This is a genomic window from Microbacterium sp. SA156 (assembly GCF_049065455.1).
In the GTDB taxonomy this organism is placed as follows: Bacteria; Actinomycetota; Actinomycetes; order Actinomycetales; family Microbacteriaceae; genus Microbacterium; species Microbacterium barkeri.
Genome location: NZ_JBAKGU010000004.1, coordinates 46,680 through 63,447 on the forward strand (window position 1 = coordinate 46,680; position 16,768 = coordinate 63,447).

Consider the following 16,768-nt stretch of genomic DNA (forward strand, 5'->3'; position numbering starts at 1 on the left):
ATCTCGCGACGCTCGGGTGCAAGACGGGGCCCTTGATCTGGCTTCCCTGATGTGGCGAGACCTCCCGGCAGAGTGGAGCTGCTACCGCGTCCGCTCTGAACCAGGGAAGTTCTCGTGTCTCACGCTAACCCGGCGCTCCCCCCGCGCCAAAGGCTGCGCCTTGCCCAGAAGGTCGTCGACGAGGGGTGGACGATCGCCGCAGCGGCGGACTACTTCCGGGTGTCCTGGCCACGGCGAAGAAGTGGGCTCTGCGCTGCCTTGAGCTCGGCGACGAGGGCATGGTCGACTGCTCCTCCCGGCCGCACACGCATCCGAACCGGACCGCGCAGCATCTGGTGAAGAAGATTGTGCGCTTGCGGATCCGCAAGCGCCTCGGCCCGGTCGAGCTCGCGGGAGGGCTGGAGATGGCGTCGTCAACCGTTCATGCGGTGCTGAAGCGCTGGCGGCTGAATCGGCTCTCCCGCATCGACGTGAAGACCGGTGAGCCCGCGCGTCGCTACGAACACGAGACTCCAGGAGCTCTGATCCATGTCGACGTGAAGAAGCTCGGGCAACATCCCCGACGGCGGCGGCTGGCGCTACGTCGGACGGTTCCAGGGCGACCGCAACCGAGCAGTCACGGCCAAACGCACCGGAAAGCGAGGCATCGCCCGGACATGGTCACCGGCACCGCGTACGTCCACACCGTCATCGACGACCACTCCCGCGTCGCTTACGCCGAGATCCACGACGACGAACGCGCCGAGATCGCGATCGGCGTCCTGTAACGGGCCGTGTCCTGGTTCGCCGACCGCGGCGTCCGCGTCGAACGGGTCCTCTCCGACAGCGGCCCCGCCTACCGCTCCCACGCCTGGCGACGCGTCTGCGCCGAGCTCGGCATCACACCCAAGCGCACGCGTCCTTACTGGCCGCAGACGAACGGGAAGATCGAGCGATTGCATCGCACTATGGCCGACGGCTGGGCCTATGTGAAGCACTACAACAGCGAATCAGCCCGCCGCGCAGCCCTGCGAGCCTGGCTGCACTTCTACAATCACCACAGGCGCCACATCGCGATCGGGAAGCTCCCGCCCATCAGCCGGATCTCAAACAACCTAGCTGGGCAGTACACCGAGTGGCGCGGACGGCACGAATCAGCCGATAGGTGCTCTTTCACGCTCGTTGACCGCGAACGGAAAGCCGACGTGACCCGGGGATAACCGCGTGGAGGGGCTGACGGGAATCGAACCCGCGCTGTCTGCTTGGGAAGCAGAAGTTCTGCCATTGAACTACAGCCCCGCGCGCGTGGAGCACGCGACTCCGCCAGCATAACAGGGGCTGCGGGCGCCCCGGGATCCCCCGACAGCAAGTAGCGTCGGCTTCATGGGACGCGACGACCGGTACACCGAGACCTTCACCTCGGTGCCCGAGGGGCATCAGGGGCCCTACGTCATCCCGCCTCTCGACGAGATGCGCCGTCGCGGGCGGCGCGCGCCGACCCCGCAGGCCTCCCGACCCCGACGGCGCGGACGCGGGTGGCTCGTCCTCCCGATCCTCGTCGTGATCGTGGTGGCGGCGTTCGAGACACGGCTCTTCGGGCTGTGGCCGGTCGTCGTGGAGACCGTCGAGACGTGGATCAGCGGCGCGCCGGACGAGCCCGAGCCCGAGCCCGTCGTGCCGTCCGAGGATGCCGATGCCGAGCCATCCGCCCCGCCCGCGCCGCAGCCATCCGAGTTCCCTCCCGTCGACGCGGCCCGGCTCGCGGCCATCCTGGATGCCCCCGAAGCGCACGTGGGCGAGGGGTTCGTCGCGTACGCGGAGATCCTCGCCCCGGACACACCCGAGGCTGACGTGCCCGCCGACGCCGCCGCGCACCTCGTCACGCTGAGCGCACGGCAGCCCGCGACCGCGTACGAGTACGTCGGCGACAACCAGACGGTCATCGTCGACCCCGAGGGGCGCCCGGTCGAGACGGGCGACGTGCTCCTCGTCTCGCTCGCCGTGCCCGATCCTGAGAGCTTCGAGTCGTACTACGACCTCGCCGGCATCGACTCCGCGCGGTTCGACGTCGTCGAGCTCGAGGTCGTCGGGCTCTACGACCTCGCGCAGGACGTGACCCTCGGCGAGCTGAGGCTCGACGGCGACGAGCCCGTCCTGCCCGTGAGCGTCCGGAACTCCGCCGACGTGCCGATGGAGTACGCGATCGACATCACGGCCCTGAACCCCGACGGGTCGGAGGCGGCCACGTCGATCGCCTGGTCCGCCGACATCGCGCCGGGCGAGACGGGTGCGGCCGACGTCACGCTGTATGGGGCAGTCCCGGATGGCGTCACGTTCCGCATCGACAGCGTCTCGCGCTACGCGCACTGAGGCGGATGGCCGCGGCCGACTACGCTGGCACCGTGCTGCTCTCGGATCGCGACATCAAGGCCCAGCTCGACGCCGACCGCATCAGGCTCGACCCGCTCGATCTCGCGATGGTGCAGCCCTCGAGCGTCGACGTGCGCCTCGACCGGTACTTCCGTCTCTTCGACAACCACAAGTACCCCTTCATCGACCCCGCCGAGGACCAGCCCGAGCTCACCCGCCTCATCGAGGTCAAGCCCGACGAGCCGTTCATCCTGCACCCCGGCGAGTTCGCGCTCGGCGCGACGTTCGAGCAGGTCACGCTCCCGGATGACATCGCGGCCCGTCTCGAGGGCAAGTCGTCGCTCGGTCGCCTCGGCCTCATCACCCACTCGACGGCGGGCTTCATCGACCCGGGCTTCACCGGCCATGTCACGCTCGAGCTCGCCAATGTCGCGACGCTGCCGATCAAGCTCTGGCCGGGCATGAAGATCGGCCAGCTCTGCTTCTTCCAGCTGACCTCGGCGGCCGAGAACGCCTACGGCTCGGGCCCCTACGGCAACCGCTACCAGGGGCAGCGCGGGCCGACCGCCTCCCGCTCGTTCCAGAACTTCCACCGCACGGACGTGTCGGTGAGCGACGCGGGCGCGAGCGGGGCCTGACCTACAGCCGCTTCAGATGCACCGCGGCCATCGCGAGCGCCGCGATCGACTCGCCGTCTGAGATCTCCCCGGACACGGACATCCGCAGCGCCTCGTCGAGCGGCACCCACCGCGAGGCGGTGATGCCCTCCTCGGCCTGATGCGCGGCCGCGTCGTGAGCGGACGTGAGCCCGCGGGCGAGGAACACCGTCTCGGGGGCGACGCAGATGCCGTTGAGCGCGTTCATCCGCCCCACCTCGATCCACTCGGCCGCCTCGAGCCCGCTCTCCTCGAGCAGCTCGCGGCGCGCGGCCTGCTCGGCCGGCTCGCCATCGCTGCCGCCCGCGACGACCTCCCACGACCGTCCGACCGTGTAGCGGTCGACCTCGACGAGCAGCACGCGGCCCTCCTCGTCGAGCGCGACGACGAAGACCGCCGGATGCCGCAGCTCGACGACGCCGTAGATGCCCTCCCCGCCGTCCGGCCGGGCGACGTCGTCCTCCCGCACGCGGATCCACGGGTTCTCGTACACGGTGCGCGTGCGCTTCGTCTGCCAGGCCATGGCCCCATCGTAGGAAGGCGCCCCGCATGTCGCCGATCGGTGCCAGGATCGACTCTCGTGGCATCACTGGGTGAGATCGTCGCGCCGCGGCGGATGGGGCGCGACTTCCGATGGCTCCTCGCGTCGTCGTGGACGAGCAACATCGGCGACGGCATCGCGCTCGCGGCAGGGCCGCTGCTCGTCGCGTCGCTGACCGACTCCCCGTTCCTCGTGGCCTCGGCGGCACTGCTGCAGTACCTGCCGTGGCTGCTCTTCGGACTGCACGCCGGCGCGATCGCCGACCGGTTCGACCGCCGCACGCTCGTCATGATCGCGAACGCGCTCCGCGCGCTGGTCGTGGCGATGCTCTGCGTGTTCATCGTCACCGGCGCGGTGAACATCGGGATCGTGCTCGTCACGATGTTCGCCTACGGGGTCGCCGAGGTGTTCGCCGACTCCGCGAGCAGCACGCTGCTGCCGATGCTCGTCGACCACGACGACCTCGGCATCGGCAACGCGCGCATGCAGGGCGGCTACCTCGTCGCGAACCAGTTCGCGGGGCCGCCCCTCGGCGCCTTCCTCTTCGCCGCCGGCTCCGCCTGGCCGTTCGCCGCGCAGATCGTCTGCGTCCTGCTCGCGATCCTCCTCGTCTCGCGCATCGCCCTCCCGCCGCTCCCGCCGCGCGAGGGCGGCCATCCGCCCGTCCGCCGCGACATCGCGGAGGGCCTGCGCTGGACGTGGCGCAATCCGCCCATGCGCACGCTCGCGATCGTCATCCTCGTCTTCAACATCACATGGGCGGCGCCGTGGGGGGTGCTCGTCCTCTACGCGACCGAGCACCTGCACATGGGCGCCGTCGGCTACGGGATGCTCACGACGGCATCCGCCGCGGGCGGTCTGCTCTCGACGATGGCGTTCGGATGGCTCGAGCGGCATGTCTCGTTCGCCACGCTCATGCGCGTGTGCCTGTCGCTCGAGGTGGTCATGCACCTCGCCTTCGCGCTCACGACCGAGGGATGGCTCGCGCTCGTCATCATGGGAGTGTTCGGCGCGTACGCGTTCGTGTGGGGCACGATCTCGACGACGGTGCGCCAGCGGGTGGTGCCGAACGAGCTCCAGGGGCGCGCGAGCTCGCTGAACATGGTGTGCGTGTTCGGCGGGATGGTCGTGGGTCAGGCACTCGGCGGCGTGATCGCGCAGCTGTGGGGCCTCACCGCCCCGTGGTGGTTCGCGTTCGGCGGCGCCGGCATCACGCTGCTGCTCGTCTGGCGGCAGCTCGGCCACATCGCCGCCGCGAAGCGCGCGCCGGCGTGATCGCACGGCGGGCGCCGGGCGGACCGTCAGGAGACTGCGGCACGCTGAGGGCGTGAGCAGGCGCCGGAGGAGCACGACGCGGGCCGCCGCGGTCGTCGTGAGCGGCGTCGTGGGTGCGGGCGTGCTCGTCGGGCTGATCGCCCTGGCCATGCGGCCGGCGGAGCCCGCTCGGCCGGCACCCACCTCGGCCGTCGCGCTCGCGACGCCGTCGTCGGACGGCGTCGCGGTCGACGCCGAGTGGCTCGCGGCGACGGCCGCGGCGCAGGGGATCCCCGAGCGCGCGCTCGCGGCATACGGGGCGGCCGACCTCGGCGCGCGGGCGACCTACGGCTGCGCGGTCGGATGGAACACGCTCGCCGGCATCGGATGGGTCGAGAGCCGGCACGGGGCGCTCGAGGGCGGAGCCGTGGACGGCGACGGCGTCGCCCGTCCGGCGATCATCGGCATCCCGCTCGACGGCACGAACCGCACCATGGCCATCCCCGACACCGACGGCGGCGCTCTCGATGGGGACGCGGTCTGGGATCGCGCGGTCGGGCCCCTGCAGTTCATCCCGGAGACCTGGGCCATCTGGGCCGTCGACGCCGACGGCGACGGCCGCACGGACCCGCACGACATCGACGACGCCGCGGCGACGGCCGCGCGCTACCTCTGTCAGGCGCACGGGACGCTCGATTCGCCCGAGGCCTGGATCGGCGCCATCCGCTCGTACAACGACACCGACGACTACCAGCGGCAGGTCGCGGAGACCGCGACGCGATATGCCGAAGGCGGATGAGCCCGATGTCGCCCGCTCGCGCTAAGGTCGCGCCGTGATGCGCGACTCCCTGCCGCCTCCTCCGTCGCGTCGCCCCGACGTCGAGGACGACTTCGCCGACGGCCCCGATCCCGCCCTCTGGGTCGCGCACTACCTGCCGCACTGGACGACCCCCGACCGCTCCGCGGCGCGGTTCGACGTCGCCGCGGATGGCCTGCGCCTCCGGATCGATGAGGACCAGCTCGACTGGCGCCCCGAGGACGCGCCGCTGCGCGTCTCGAATCTGCAGACCGGGGTCTTCTCGGGGCCGCTCGGGTCGACGCGCGGCACGCATCGGCATCGCCCCGATGGCCTGACGGTTCGAACCGAGACACCCGCGCGCCTGCTGTGGGCGCCGCGCTCGGGCCGCGTCGACATCACCGTGAGTGCGAGCACGGATGAGGGCGCGATGCTCGCCGCGTGGCTCGTCGGGACGGAGCATGAGCGCGCAGAGGACGCGGGCGAGATCTGCATCTTCGAGATCGACGCGCCGGCTGTGGGGTCATCGACTGTCGCCCGCACGGGCATCAAGGCCCACGGCGACCCGGGGCTGCGCACCGACATGGCCGAGGTGACGCTGCCGTTCGACGCCGCGAGACCGCACACGTGGACCGCGATCTGGGGCGCGGGCGAGACCGTCATCGGATGCGAGGGCGTGGTCGTGCGCCGGATCCCGCAGGCCCCCGACTGCCCCCTGTTCCTGCTCGTCGACCTGTTCGAGGTCGGCGGGCGCGGCGGCTCCTACCCGAAGACGGCGCGGCTGCACCGCGTGCGCGGCTGGAGCGGCGCGTGACTCAGTCGGCGACGTCGCCGTCGACGTAGACCCAGCGGCCGCCGCGGCGCGCGAAACGGGAGCGCTCCTCGAGCCGGCCGGGGCCATCCGCCGTCGTGAAGTGCGCGACGAACGCGACCTCGTCGCCCGCGGCCTCGAGGATCTCGAGGCGCGTCCACGTCGTGTTGTCGTCGAGCGCGAGGTCGGCGGGGCGCGTGCGCGGGTGCCAGGTGCGCGCGAGATAGTCGACATCGCCCTTCGCGAAGGCGCTGTACCGCGAGCGCATGAGCTCTTCCGGGGTCTCCGCGAGGCGCGCGCCGGAGTGGAGGGCGCCGCAGCATGACGGATACGGCCGCCCGCTCCCGCACGGGCAGGTCTCGGCGAAGCTCATGACTCGAGCCTACGGTCCGGGGCCGAGACCGCCCGTGTGCAGGGAGACCGCGTCACGACGCGTCGCGGTGGCCGTGGTGGAAGCCGCGCGCGCCGAAGCGGTGGGGCCCGAAGCCGTGGCCGTGGCCGTGGGGCCCGAACCCGTGGGGCCCGAAGCCGTGGCCGTGCGGGCCGAAGCCGTGTCGGCCGCGGGGACGCGTGCGGCGGGGCAGGGGCTTGCCCTCCTCCCAGCCGAGCTCGCGCGCGATGGCTTCGAGGGAGGCGAGGGTCGTGGCGAAGTCCTCGGGAGAGACCGCGGCGGCGACGCGCTCGCGCACGGCGGCGACCCGGGGCGCGAGCCGATCGAGCGTCGTGCGCCCCTCGTCGGTCAGGGTCCATTCGCCGTCGACGAGCTCGACCCATCCGTGCTCGGCGAGCATCGTGACGCGGTGGGGCTTGCGGGCGAGTCGGTCGTGCAGACCCGGCGCGTCGGCCGTGCCCGCGAGTGCGTTCAGCAGCCGCCAGTCGCGGTGGTCGATGCCCTCGCTCTCGAGCGCGGCGTCGATCTGCTGGGAGAGCAGGGAGTCGACGGCCTTCAGCCAGAAGCCGAGGGGGCGGCCGTCGTCCTGCGGGGTGCGGTGTGTGGTGTCGGTGTTCATGGAGGTCTCCAAATCAATGTCATCGTGCATGTATATGCAGGATGACATGCATCGGATCTCCATGTCAAGTGTCATGTACTTTAGAGGGGTGGCAGAGCCGACCGATCCCGCAGCCCGCATCGCCGCCGCCCTCGCGCGGCTGCGGCTCGGGCGCCGCGGCGGGGAGGGGCCGTTCGAGCACGGGCATCCGCTTCACGGCGGCCCGTTCGGAGGCCCCCACGCCGGGCCGCACGGCGGTCCGCTCGGTGCGCACCACGGGCACGGCGGTCCGCACGGCGATCACCCGCGCGGTCCGTTCGGGCGCTCGATCGCACGTCTGCGGCTGCTGGAGATCCTCGCCACGGCGGATGGTCCGCTGTCGGTCGGGCAGATCGGCGAGCGCCTCGGCGTCGATCAGCCTCGCGCGAGCCGGCTCGTGCAGGCCGTCGTGGAATCGGGACACGCTCGCCGGGAGGCCGATCCTGCCGATGCGCGTCGGACGCTCATCGCGCTCACCGACGAGGGCCGCGCGATCGCGGCGCGCACGCACGGCGCGCGCACGGAGGCCGTCGAGCAGGCACTGGCCGGCTTCACCGCCGAGGAGCGCGCGCAGCTCGCGGATCTCCTGGGGCGCCTCGCCGACGCGTGGCCCGACCCGCGCCGTCCGCAGGGCTGAGCCGGCCCGGGCTCCGAGCCGAGCCATCCCGCTCCCGCCCCGCTGACACGGAGAGGCCGGGCCGCCCGGAGGGGCGACCCGGCCTCGGTGTCGTGCCGTCGTCAGGACCCGGCGTTGACCTCGATGGTCATCGTGCCCTCGCGGCGGTCAGCGCCCACGACCTGGATGGTCGTGCCCGTGCCGCCGACGATGACCGAGTTCTGCGGGTTGGCCTCGTCGTAGTAGGCGTACGGGTCGGAGTCGTCGAAGAGGGACACCGGCTTCTGCTTCTTGAGCTCGAGGGTGCTCATGCCCTCCTCGGTCTCGCGGTGCAGCGACAGCTTGTCGGTCTTGTCGAGCCCGAACGTCGCGTCGAACGTCTGGATGCGGTTGCGCGCGATCGTCCCGTCCGTCCAGGTCAGCGCCTGCGCACGCGCGTCGACCGGCAGGGCCTGGCCGCCGCCCGGGTGCGCCGAGGTGTTGTTGTCCTCGTAGAGCCCGTTCACGTACCAGATGAGCAGGCCGTCCTGGAACGGGAAGTGCTCGACCCGGTTCGGGTTGGTCTGCGACCAGCCGAAGTTGTACGGGCCCTCGGCGAGCGTCGCGTCGTAGCCGCCGTACACGCGGTTCTCCGCGATGTAGCGGTGGTCGTACTGCACGGTGTACCCGCCGTCCTCGATGAGCACGAAGCCGGCGCGCTCCCAGTCCGCTGCGCCGTCCTCGACGTCGGTCGACAGCGCGTCGCCCACGGCGATGTCGTCGACCTTGAAGCCGGGGTTGTTGACCGCGCCGTCGGTGACGTACCGGAAGCGGATCTGCGCGGTCTGCCCCGCGTAGGCCGCCAGGTCGGCGGTGAGGGCCGTCCAGCCCTCGGTCGCGCCCGTGATGCCGTTGCCGAGGTTCGCCCCGTTCGGGTCCTCGGTCGTCGAGTGGTCGGTCGCGAGCGGCGTCCAGCTGGCCCCTGCGTCGGTCGAGATCTCGGCGTAGGCGTAGTCCCAGTCGGCTTCGATGTCGTAGTCGACCTGTGCGGTCAGCGCGGCGCCTGCCGGCACCTCGAACGCAGGGCTCGTGACGGTGCTGTCGAGCCCAGCGCCGCTGCCCGAGAAGAAGTACTTCGTGCCGGATGCCGCGGGCCCGGTCTCGACGAACTGCTCGCCGGGAGGCAGATTGACGATCACGGCCTGCGGGCGCGTCGTCGCGTGGAAGGCCGGTCCGAGGTCGACGGTCGCCGACTCGCCCGCCTCGACCGTCTCGTAGTCGAGCCAGCCGAGGAACAGCTTCTCGGTCGCGCCCATGTGGTTCGGGGTCGTGCCGATCGTGCCGTCGCCGTGCCCGAGCCACGAGCCCGAGCTCATCAGCGTCCAGAAGGCGGTGCCGTTGTCGCCGCCGTCGGTGTCGTAGTAGTCGGGAAGGCCCAGGTCGTGCCCGAACTCATGGGCGAAGACGCCGAGGCCGCCGTTCTCGGGCTCGGTCGTGTAGTCGCGGATCCAGATGTCCGTGTCGCCGATGCGGACGCCGCCCGCCTTCGGGTGGTCGGCCGGTCCGTCGACGCCGAGGCCTGCCTGGTTCGCCGCCCAGCGGTGCGACCAGATCGCCCACTCGGGAGCGCCCGCCTCCTCGCCCTCGCCGGCGTGGATCGCCTGGAAGTGGTCGATGTAGCCGTCGGGCTCGTTCGTGATGCCGTCGCCGTCGAGGTCGTACCGGTCCCACACGTCGAACGTCTGGAGGTACGCCACGATCTCGTCGTGCGTCTTGCCCTGTGCGAGCTGGTCGGCGTACCAGGCGTCCGCGGAGTCCTGGATGAAGCGCGTCATGTCGTCCTGCGACTCGGTCTGCCCGTACGACGCCTCCGCGTAGGGCACGGTGACCCAGTCGGACACGTCGCCCTGCAGGTCGAAGCGGCCGGACGACATCTCGTCGTAGACGCCGCGGAACGACTCCCCGCCCTGGTCCTCGAGGCCTGTGAAGAACATCTCGAGGAAGTGCTCCCGCGAGAAGTCCTCCTCCCAGTAGGTCGAGTTGTCGTCGGCGGCGGGCTCCGGGATCTCGTTGTGGAGCGGACCCGCGGCCGGGGCCTCGGGGAACCGCTCGTCGGGGGTGTCGCCGAACTCCACGAGGATCGAGAACAGCTGGGCCGTCTCCTCGACGCCGTACTCCACCCAGTCATCGGGGGCGATCTCCACGACGCGGGTCTTGTTCTTCCCCTTGCCGCGCTCGGTGACCTCGGCCTGGCCCGTCGCGACCAGCTCAGCCGCCCGCATCTTCTCCGCCGTGCGCTTCTCGGCGAGCGGATCGGGGCGGTCGTCCTGCTGTGCGGGGACGGTCGGGTCGAGCGGCGGAGCCGTGTCGGTGTCGCTCGGTGCCGCGGTGGCGGCCGTCGGTGCGAGCGCTCCGGCGAGCAGGATCGCTGCTCCCAGTGCGCATGCGGTGCGTGACTTCACTCTTCCTCCAGGTTTCACGCGTCGACCGCGAGGTCGGCGCCCGGATGCCTGCGACACGGCGTCGTCGCCGTGCGCAGACGGATGAACCCAACCTAGAGACCCAGGTGTTTCACAGAAATGACATTCTGTAGAACCGCGATGGGGAGTTCTGCCCATGAGGTGCCCATTCGGTGCGTCGTTCCGCTCATCCACGCGGATGCGGACGATCGGTCGGATCGCCCGGACGCGCGGTCGGGCAGCGAGCGCCGGGCTCCGCGACGCTGGAGGGCATGACGAACACCGCCTCGCTTCCGACCGTCGACGAACGCCTCTCACCTCCGCGCGAGCGCCTCCGCTACGGCGCGCTCGTGACGATGATGGTCATGAGTTTCGTGCTGGTGACCGCGGAGTTCCTTCCGAACGGCGTGCTCACCGAGTTCGCGCGCGACCTCGGTGTGACGGCGGGCCAGGGGGGACAGGCGGTCACCGTGACCGCCCTCGTCGGATTCCTCGTCGCCCCGACGATCGGCCTCCTCGTGCCGCGCCTCGACCGCAGGGACCTGCTCGTGTGGCTCGCGGTCGCGGCCGCCGTGTCGAACCTGCTCGTCGCGCTCGCGCCGTCCCTGGGCATCGTGCTCGCGTCGCGGGTCCTGCTCGGCGCGGCGCTCAGCGGGTTCTGGTCGATGTCGCTCACGGTGGCGTCGCGCATCGCCGGCCCGGAGCGGCTCGGGCGCGCGGTCATGTTCACGACCGCCGGGACGTCGCTGGCGACGGTGCTCGGAGTTCCGCTCGGCGTGCTCCTCAGCACGTTCGCCGACTGGCGCGCCGTCTTCGCGGGCGCCGCCGTCGTCACGGCCGCCGTCGCCGTCGCGCTCCGCGTGCTCCTGCCGAAGGTGCCGGCGCAGAGCGCAGCGAGCCTCGCCATCCTCGGCAGCACGCTCCGCCGACCCGGGATCGCACTGGGCCTCGCCGGCCACGTGCTCACGGTTCTCGGCCACTTCACCGCGTACACCTACATCCGGCTCGCACTCGAGCGGATCACGGAGGGCCCCCAGCGCACGCCGCTCGACGAGGGGGCGATCGTGCTCCTCCTCGCCCTCTTCGGCGTCGGCGGGCTCGTCGGCAACGTCGTCACCGGCGTGATCGTCGACCGCCACCTCGGCCTGCTCTCGGCTGCCGTGCCGGTGCTCGTCGGCGCGCCGATCGTCGCGGTCATCCTGTGGCCGACCTCGCTCGCGGTCGTCGGCGTCGCCGTGGTCGTGTGGGGTGTCGCGTTCTCGGCGTGGCTCATCGTGCTGAACGCCTGGATCGGCCGCCGCCTGCCCGACCGCCTCGAGGCCGGCGGAGGCCTGGTCGTCGCGGGATTCCAGCTCGCGATCATGCTCGCGGCCGGCATCGGCGGGGTGCTCGTCGACGCCGCGGGAGTCGACGCGGCCTACATCACGGGAGCCGTCGCGGTCGCCCTCGGCGCCGTGCTGTTCGGCCTCGCCGGTCGCCGGTAGGGCCGGTCGCGGCTACGCGCGGACGAGCGCTCGCGCACGCCACGCCGACGGCGTGACGCCCGTGTGGCGTCGGAATGCGCGGCTGAAGCCCTCGTCCGACGCGTAGCCGAGGCGGCGGGAGATCTCGGAGACCCCGGCACCGCCCGCGAGCAGGTCCTGCGCGGCCGCCATGCGCACCTCCGTCAGGTATCCGAGCGGCGACCGTCCGACGACCGAGCGGAACCGCTCGGCGAAGACCGAGCGAGACATGGCCGCGATCGCGGCCATCCGCTCGACCGTCCAGTCGCGCCCGGGCTCTGCGTGGATGGCCTCGATCACGCGCGCGAGGAACGGATCCGCGGTGCGCGCGGGCCATCCGTCGGGTGCGCAGCCGGCGACGGCCCACGCGCGCAGCGTCGCGAGAGCGAGCGTCGTCGCCATGAGGCGGCAGATCACGGGAGCCGCCCCGGCGTACGCGCTCGTCACCGCGGGGAGGCCGAGGTGGGCTGCGAGCGCCGCGGCGGCGGGCTCGATGCGCGAGAACCCGCTGACCGACACGAGATCCGGCACGATCGCGAGCTGCCGCTGGACGGACTCGGATGCGCTCAGCCGCGAGACGATCACGAAGGCTCCGTCGCCGCGGATCCGCATCGGCTCGCGGCCCAGGGAGAGAAGCGTGTCGCCCGCTACGAGCTCGGTTGGCGGCGCTCCGTCGCGCGCGCCGCAGTCGTAGGCGCGCGGCGGCAGGGCCAGTGCCCCCTCGAGCACGTACACGAGCGCGGCATCGCCCGCGCCGAGGGCGATCTCCCGCTCGATGCGGAGCCGGTCGGTGCTGCGCACCTCCCACTCGAGCGACGACAGCAGGCGCTCGAGCGCATCGCCGTCGCGCAGTGCGGGGAGCGGGGTCAGCAGCGTCACACCGGCGTGAACCGCCGTCGGCGCGCCCCTATTCCGTCTGCGTCAGAGGAGACCGTGCCGCGCGAAGGCCTTCGCGAGGCCGTCCTCGTCGATCGGAGCGGTCACCTCGTCGGCCGCCTCCTTCGCCTGCAGCGTGCCGTTGCCCATCGCGATGCCGACACCCGCGAGCTCGAGCATCTCGAGATCGTTGTTGTTGTCGCCGATCGCGATCGCGTCGGCGAGGTCCATCCCGATCCGATCGACCAGCTCGCGGATCGCGCTGCCCTTCGTCACCGCGGGCATCGACACCTCGCCGCTCGCCGTGCCCATGCCGGGGATCGTGCCCGTGATGACCGTGAACTCGGCGCCCACGGCACGCTGCACGGCGTCGTAGGCCCCGAGGTCGTCGCCCGAGAACACGGCCTTCGCCGTGCGGTCGTGGCGCAGCGGCGGGATCTCGCCGAGGTACCGGCCGAGCCCGCGATCCGAGACGCCCTCGCCATCCGAGACGCCGAGCTGACGGCGCAGGTGCCGCTGCATGCCCGCGGTGGCATAGAAGTACTCGCGTCCCTGGAGCACGTAGTCCAGCCCGAGCGCGTCGAACTCCTCGCGCAGCCTCCGGCAGGACGCCTCGGGCATGAGGCGCTCGATGATCCACTCGCCGTCGTACTCGACGAAGGCGCCGGCGCCCGCGACGATGCCGTCGAACCCGATGTCGGTCACCTGCACGTCGACCTCGTAGGGCGTCCGCCCCGTCGCGAGCAGCACGAGGTGGCCGTTGGCGCGAGCGCGGCGGATGGCATCGGGCGTCGAGGGCGGGATGGTCCCATCGTGGTCGAGGATCGTCCCGTCGATGTCGAGGAACACGATGCGACGGCGGGCGGTGCGGGGCATGCTCCCGACGCTACCCGCCCCGGATCACCGCGCGGCCTTCACGGGCAGCAGCAGGAGGAATCCGAGCAGGAGGACGAGCACGAGGCCGAGGATGCCGAACGTCGTCTGGTGCGTGACGGTGATGAGGAGCGCCCACGCGGCCGAGGCCATCCAGCTCGCGGCGCGCCCCGTCGTCGCGTAGAGGCCGAAGATCTCGCCCTCGCGGCCCGCGGGCGTGACCCGGGCGAGGAACGACCTCGACGCCGCCTGGGCCGGTCCGACGAACACGCACAGGATGAGCCCGCCGATCCAGAACACGGTGCGCCCGGCATCGGCGAGTGCGAAGACCGCGAGCCCCGCGAGGGTCATCGCGCCGAGCGAGAAGAGGATGATGCGCTTGGGCCCGAACCGGTCGTCGAGGCGACCCGAGATGATCGTCGAGACGCCCGCGATGACGTTCGCGGCAACGCCGAAGATCATGAGCTCGAGCGTGCCGAAGCCGAAGACGCTCGCCGCGATCACCGCGCCGAACGTGAACACCCCGGCGAGGCCGTCGCGGAAGACCGCGCTCGCGAGGAGGAACCAGAAGGTCGGGCGCGTGGCGGGGGAGCGGTAGAGGCCGGCGACATCCTTCACGAGCAGCGCGTACGACTGCACGAAGCCCACGCGGCGCTCGGGGCGCCCGAGCGAGGGCTCGGGCACCTTCACGAAGATCGGGATGGCGAACGCGATCGTCCACAGGGCGCAGCCGACCGCGATGACGCGGAACGGGAGGCCGCCCTCCGACGAGAGCCCGAACCAGTCGCCCAGGTAGAAGACGATGACGAGAGCGAGGGCGACGATGCCGCCGAGGTACCCGAACCCCCAGCCGAGGCCCGAGATGCGCCCGATCGTCTTCGGCGTCGCGATGCCGACGAGGATGGCGTTGGAGTTGACGGCCGCGATCTCGCCGAACACCATGCCCGCTGAGATCAGCGCGACCCCCAGCCAGAACAGGGTGGGGGTGGGCTCGACGAACCACAGGCCGAGCATGCAGACGATGAGCGCCCCCGTGCCGATCGCGAGCCACAGCTTCTGCCGGCCCGCGGCATCCGCCTGCTGTCCGAGAACCGGGGCGAGCAGGAGGATGAGGAGGCCCGCGACCGTGGTGCCCCATCCGAGGCCCGACGCGAGGTCGGCGAGAGCCGCGACCTTGACCGGGTCTTCGTCGGCGAGACCCTGCACATCGGGCGGAAGGAAGGCGTCTGTCGTCAGGTAGAGCGCCGTGAAGATGAACGTGAGGATGACCGTGTTGAACGGCTGGGTCGCCCAGTCCCAGAGCGCCCAGGCGAAGACGGTGCCGCGCGATGCGGGAGCGCGCTGAGGGAGCTCGAGCCCCATCACGGTCAGCGCGGCGGTGCCGGCGGCCGCGGGCGGCGCGGAGGGGCGGGCGGGCTCGGGCATGTCGGTCACGCTAGGCCTCCTCGGTGAACGCGCGGTGGCGCGCCGTCGCGCCGCGCTCGAGACGAGTCTCCACCACATCGCGGAGGACGTCGAAGGCCCGTTCCGCGCGCCGCTCGTCGCCTGTGCTGATGAGGTCGACCATGAGGCCGCGCAGCGACGCGAGGACGAGGGTCGCGAGCGGCTCGGCCTCCTCCTGCGGGCAGCCCGCCCGTGTGAGCCCCGCGGCGAGCAGGTCGACGCGCTCGCCGACCGACCGGACGACCGCCTCGCGCAGGGCGCCGTCCGCGTGCGCTGCCGCGACGGCGATCTCGAGGAAGGCGGTCGACAGGGCTCGGCCCCGCGAAGACCGCGCCCTCTCCCAGAGGGCGGCGAGCGGATCGGGATGGCCGTCGGGGATCTGCGGTGCGGCCAGCGCGGCACCGAGGATCGACTCGACGACCTCGGCGACCAGCTGCTCTCTGCTCCCGAAGTGGTGCAGCAGCGTGGCGTGGCTGACGCCGACGTGCTCGCTGAGGCGGCGAAGGGACAGCCCGGAGAGTCCGTGTGCGAGCACCGCTTCGGTCGCTGCCTGCAGCACCTCTCCGCGGCGGTGCTCGAAGCGGCGTCGGCGCCCATCGTCGTCCGTCATGGACCCAGGGTAGACAGCGCGACACCCGCCTGGCAGATTGATCTACCAATTGGTAGATCAATCCAGAAAGGGAAGCCATGGGGGGACGCACGACGTCATTCAGGAGGAGAGTTCGCGCGGCGGCGATCGCGATCGCGCTCGCCGCGGCGTCGCTGGCGGCAGCGGGGCCGGCGGCCGCGATCGTTCCCGCGGTCGAGATCGGGCCGCCTCCGACGCAGCAGACGATCGAGGCGGCGCGGGGCCCGTTCGCGGTCGCGGAGGAGCGCGTGCCGGGCTACGTCGTGCGCGGCTTCGGCGGCGGCACGATCTACTTCCCCTCCGGTCAGCAGGGCGTCGCGTTCGGCGCCGTGGCCATCTCGCCGGGGTACACGGCCTCGCAGTCGAGCATCGCCTGGCTCGGGCCGCGGATCGCCTCGCAGGGGTTCGTCGTCTTCACGATCGACACGCTCGGGCGCTATGACCAGCCGGGCCAGCGGGGCGACCAGCTCCTCGCCGCGCTGGACTACCTCGTCTCCTCGAGCGACGTCCGCGACATCGTCGACCCGAACCGGCTCGCCGTCATGGGGCACTCGATGGGAGGCGGCGGGGCCTTCGAGGCGGCCAAGGACGATCCGTCGCTCCAGGCCGCGATCGCGATGACCCCGTGGGACGCGGACAAGACGTTCCCCGAGGTGTCGACCCCGACGCTGGTGTTCGGCGCGGAGCGCGACACGGTCGCTCCCGTCGCTCGTCACGCCATCCCGCTGTACGAGGGGCTGCCCGCCGATCTGCCGCGCGCCTATCTGGAGCTGCGCGGGGCGTCGCACTTCGCGCCCAACACGTCGAACACGACGATCGCGGCGCAGTCGATCGCCTGGCTGAAGCTGTTCGTCGATGACGACCCGCGCTACAGCCCCTTCGTGTGCCCGGGCCCTGCGGTGGGCATCACCCTGAGCGACGCCCGCTCCACCTGCCCCTTCTGACCGGCGCCGGCCC

16 protein-coding genes, 1 tRNA gene and 1 pseudogene are annotated in these 16,768 nt (G+C 71.8%); 9 read left to right on the plus strand and 9 right to left on the minus strand.

Going from position 1 to position 16,768, the window contains the following annotated elements:
* Positions 1-114 precede the first annotated feature (114 nt).
* A pseudogene (locus ACOWU6_RS05030) lies at positions 115-1,199 on the plus strand (IS481 family transposase).
* Positions 1,200-1,204: 5 nt separating this feature from the next.
* On the opposite strand, the gene ACOWU6_RS05035 reads toward ACOWU6_RS05030, so the two are convergent.
* A tRNA-Gly gene (locus ACOWU6_RS05035) sits at positions 1,205-1,278 on the minus strand.
* Between the two features lie 84 nt (positions 1,279-1,362).
* On the opposite strand from ACOWU6_RS05035, the gene ACOWU6_RS05040 reads away from it, so the two are divergent.
* Both ACOWU6_RS05040 and dcd read left to right on the plus strand, forming a co-directional pair.
* Positions 1,363-2,349 (plus strand): hypothetical protein, encoded by a 987-nt coding sequence (locus tag ACOWU6_RS05040; protein ID WP_421074934.1) that lies wholly within the window; start codon positions 1,363-1,365, stop codon positions 2,347-2,349.
* 32 nt (positions 2,350-2,381) lie between these two features.
* Positions 2,382-2,987, plus strand: a complete 606-nt coding sequence (gene dcd, locus ACOWU6_RS05045) for a dCTP deaminase (RefSeq protein ID WP_271174620.1) — start codon at positions 2,382-2,384, stop codon at positions 2,985-2,987.
* A 1-nt stretch (position 2,988) separates the two neighbouring features.
* Here the strand turns inward: dcd and ACOWU6_RS05050 are convergent, their stop codons facing one another.
* Entirely contained in the window at positions 2,989-3,528 is a 540-nt protein-coding gene (locus ACOWU6_RS05050) for an NUDIX domain-containing protein (protein ID WP_421074935.1), read from the minus strand.
* Positions 3,529-3,585: 57 nt separating this feature from the next.
* Between ACOWU6_RS05050 and ACOWU6_RS05055 the strand changes: the two genes are divergently transcribed.
* Genes ACOWU6_RS05055 through ACOWU6_RS05065 form a run of 3 tightly spaced genes read left to right on the plus strand, consistent with a single transcriptional unit; the run spans position 3,586 to position 6,410 of the window.
* Positions 3,586-4,821 (plus strand): MFS transporter, encoded by a 1,236-nt coding sequence (locus ACOWU6_RS05055; protein WP_271174618.1) that lies wholly within the window; start codon positions 3,586-3,588, stop codon positions 4,819-4,821.
* 52 nt (positions 4,822-4,873) lie between these two features.
* On the plus strand, positions 4,874-5,599 hold the full coding sequence (locus ACOWU6_RS05060; RefSeq protein ID WP_421074936.1) for a lytic murein transglycosylase: 726 nt from the start codon (positions 4,874-4,876) through the stop codon (positions 5,597-5,599).
* 37 nt (positions 5,600-5,636) lie between these two features.
* Entirely contained in the window at positions 5,637-6,410 is a 774-nt protein-coding gene (locus ACOWU6_RS05065) for a hypothetical protein (RefSeq protein WP_421075066.1), read from the plus strand.
* Position 6,411: 1 nt separating this feature from the next.
* On the opposite strand, the gene ACOWU6_RS05070 is transcribed toward ACOWU6_RS05065, so the two are convergent.
* Positions 6,412-6,780 carry a YchJ family protein gene (locus tag ACOWU6_RS05070; protein ID WP_421074937.1) on the minus strand — a complete coding sequence of 123 codons (369 nt, stop codon included), beginning with the start codon at positions 6,778-6,780 and terminating at the stop codon, positions 6,412-6,414.
* A gap of 52 nt (positions 6,781-6,832) precedes the next feature.
* The gene (locus ACOWU6_RS05075; protein ID WP_421074938.1) at positions 6,833-7,417 is read right to left on the minus strand and encodes a hypothetical protein; all 585 of its coding nucleotides are present in this window, start codon (positions 7,415-7,417) and stop codon (positions 6,833-6,835) included.
* A gap of 88 nt (positions 7,418-7,505) precedes the next feature.
* Between ACOWU6_RS05075 and ACOWU6_RS05080 the strand changes: the two genes are divergently transcribed.
* Entirely contained in the window at positions 7,506-8,072 is a 567-nt protein-coding gene (locus ACOWU6_RS05080) for a MarR family winged helix-turn-helix transcriptional regulator (protein WP_421074939.1), read from the plus strand.
* Positions 8,073-8,173: 101 nt separating this feature from the next.
* On the opposite strand, the gene ACOWU6_RS05085 is transcribed toward ACOWU6_RS05080, so the two are convergent.
* Positions 8,174-10,492 carry an immune inhibitor A domain-containing protein gene (locus ACOWU6_RS05085; RefSeq protein ID WP_421074940.1) on the minus strand — a complete coding sequence of 773 codons (2,319 nt, stop codon included), beginning with the start codon at positions 10,490-10,492 and terminating at the stop codon, positions 8,174-8,176.
* A gap of 269 nt (positions 10,493-10,761) precedes the next feature.
* On the opposite strand from ACOWU6_RS05085, the gene ACOWU6_RS05090 reads away from it, so the two are divergent.
* A complete protein-coding gene (locus ACOWU6_RS05090) occupies positions 10,762-11,973 on the plus strand; it encodes an MFS transporter (protein ID WP_421074941.1) in 1,212 nt (403 codons plus the stop codon).
* A 12-nt stretch (positions 11,974-11,985) separates the two neighbouring features.
* Here the strand turns inward: ACOWU6_RS05090 and ACOWU6_RS05095 are convergent, their stop codons facing one another.
* Genes ACOWU6_RS05095 through ACOWU6_RS05110 form a run of 4 tightly spaced genes read right to left on the minus strand, consistent with a single transcriptional unit; the run spans position 11,986 to position 15,793 of the window.
* Positions 11,986-12,870 carry a helix-turn-helix transcriptional regulator gene (locus ACOWU6_RS05095; protein WP_421074942.1) on the minus strand — a complete coding sequence of 295 codons (885 nt, stop codon included), beginning with the start codon at positions 12,868-12,870 and terminating at the stop codon, positions 11,986-11,988.
* Between the two features lie 42 nt (positions 12,871-12,912).
* On the minus strand, positions 12,913-13,743 hold the full coding sequence (locus ACOWU6_RS05100; protein WP_282980382.1) for a Cof-type HAD-IIB family hydrolase: 831 nt from the start codon (positions 13,741-13,743) through the stop codon (positions 12,913-12,915).
* 24 nt (positions 13,744-13,767) lie between these two features.
* Entirely contained in the window at positions 13,768-15,165 is a 1,398-nt protein-coding gene (locus ACOWU6_RS05105; RefSeq protein WP_421075067.1) for an MFS transporter, read from the minus strand.
* A 10-nt stretch (positions 15,166-15,175) separates the two neighbouring features.
* A complete protein-coding gene (locus ACOWU6_RS05110) occupies positions 15,176-15,793 on the minus strand; it encodes a TetR/AcrR family transcriptional regulator (protein ID WP_421074943.1) in 618 nt (205 codons plus the stop codon).
* A 77-nt stretch (positions 15,794-15,870) separates the two neighbouring features.
* Between ACOWU6_RS05110 and ACOWU6_RS05115 the strand changes: the two genes are divergently transcribed.
* Positions 15,871-16,755, plus strand: coding sequence for an alpha/beta hydrolase family protein (locus ACOWU6_RS05115; protein ID WP_421074944.1), 885 nt, complete (start codon positions 15,871-15,873; stop codon positions 16,753-16,755).
* The last annotated feature ends 13 nt before the right edge of the window (positions 16,756-16,768 follow it).

Excerpts from the sequence above, each read along its gene's own strand:
- ACOWU6_RS05040 (WP_421074934.1), top strand. The coding sequence starts at position 1,363 with ATGGGACGCGACGACCGGTACACCGAGACCTTCACCTCGGTGCCCGAG.
- ACOWU6_RS05050 (WP_421074935.1), bottom strand. The coding sequence starts at position 3,528 with ATGGCCTGGCAGACGAAGCGCACGCGCACCGTGTACGAGAACCCGTGG.
- ACOWU6_RS05065 (WP_421075066.1), top strand. The coding sequence starts at position 5,637 with ATGCGCGACTCCCTGCCGCCTCCTCCGTCGCGTCGCCCCGACGTCGAG.
- ACOWU6_RS05070 (WP_421074937.1), bottom strand. The coding sequence starts at position 6,780 with ATGAGCTTCGCCGAGACCTGCCCGTGCGGGAGCGGGCGGCCGTATCCG.
- ACOWU6_RS05075 (WP_421074938.1), bottom strand. The coding sequence starts at position 7,417 with ATGAACACCGACACCACACACCGCACCCCGCAGGACGACGGCCGCCCC.
- ACOWU6_RS05090 (WP_421074941.1), top strand. The coding sequence starts at position 10,762 with ATGACGAACACCGCCTCGCTTCCGACCGTCGACGAACGCCTCTCACCT.
- ACOWU6_RS05100 (WP_282980382.1), bottom strand. The coding sequence starts at position 13,743 with ATGCCCCGCACCGCCCGCCGTCGCATCGTGTTCCTCGACATCGACGGG.
- ACOWU6_RS05105 (WP_421075067.1), bottom strand. The coding sequence starts at position 15,165 with ATGCCCGAGCCCGCCCGCCCCTCCGCGCCGCCCGCGGCCGCCGGCACC.
- ACOWU6_RS05110 (WP_421074943.1), bottom strand. The coding sequence starts at position 15,793 with ATGACGGACGACGATGGGCGCCGACGCCGCTTCGAGCACCGCCGCGGA.
- ACOWU6_RS05115 (WP_421074944.1), top strand. The coding sequence starts at position 15,871 with ATGGGGGGACGCACGACGTCATTCAGGAGGAGAGTTCGCGCGGCGGCG.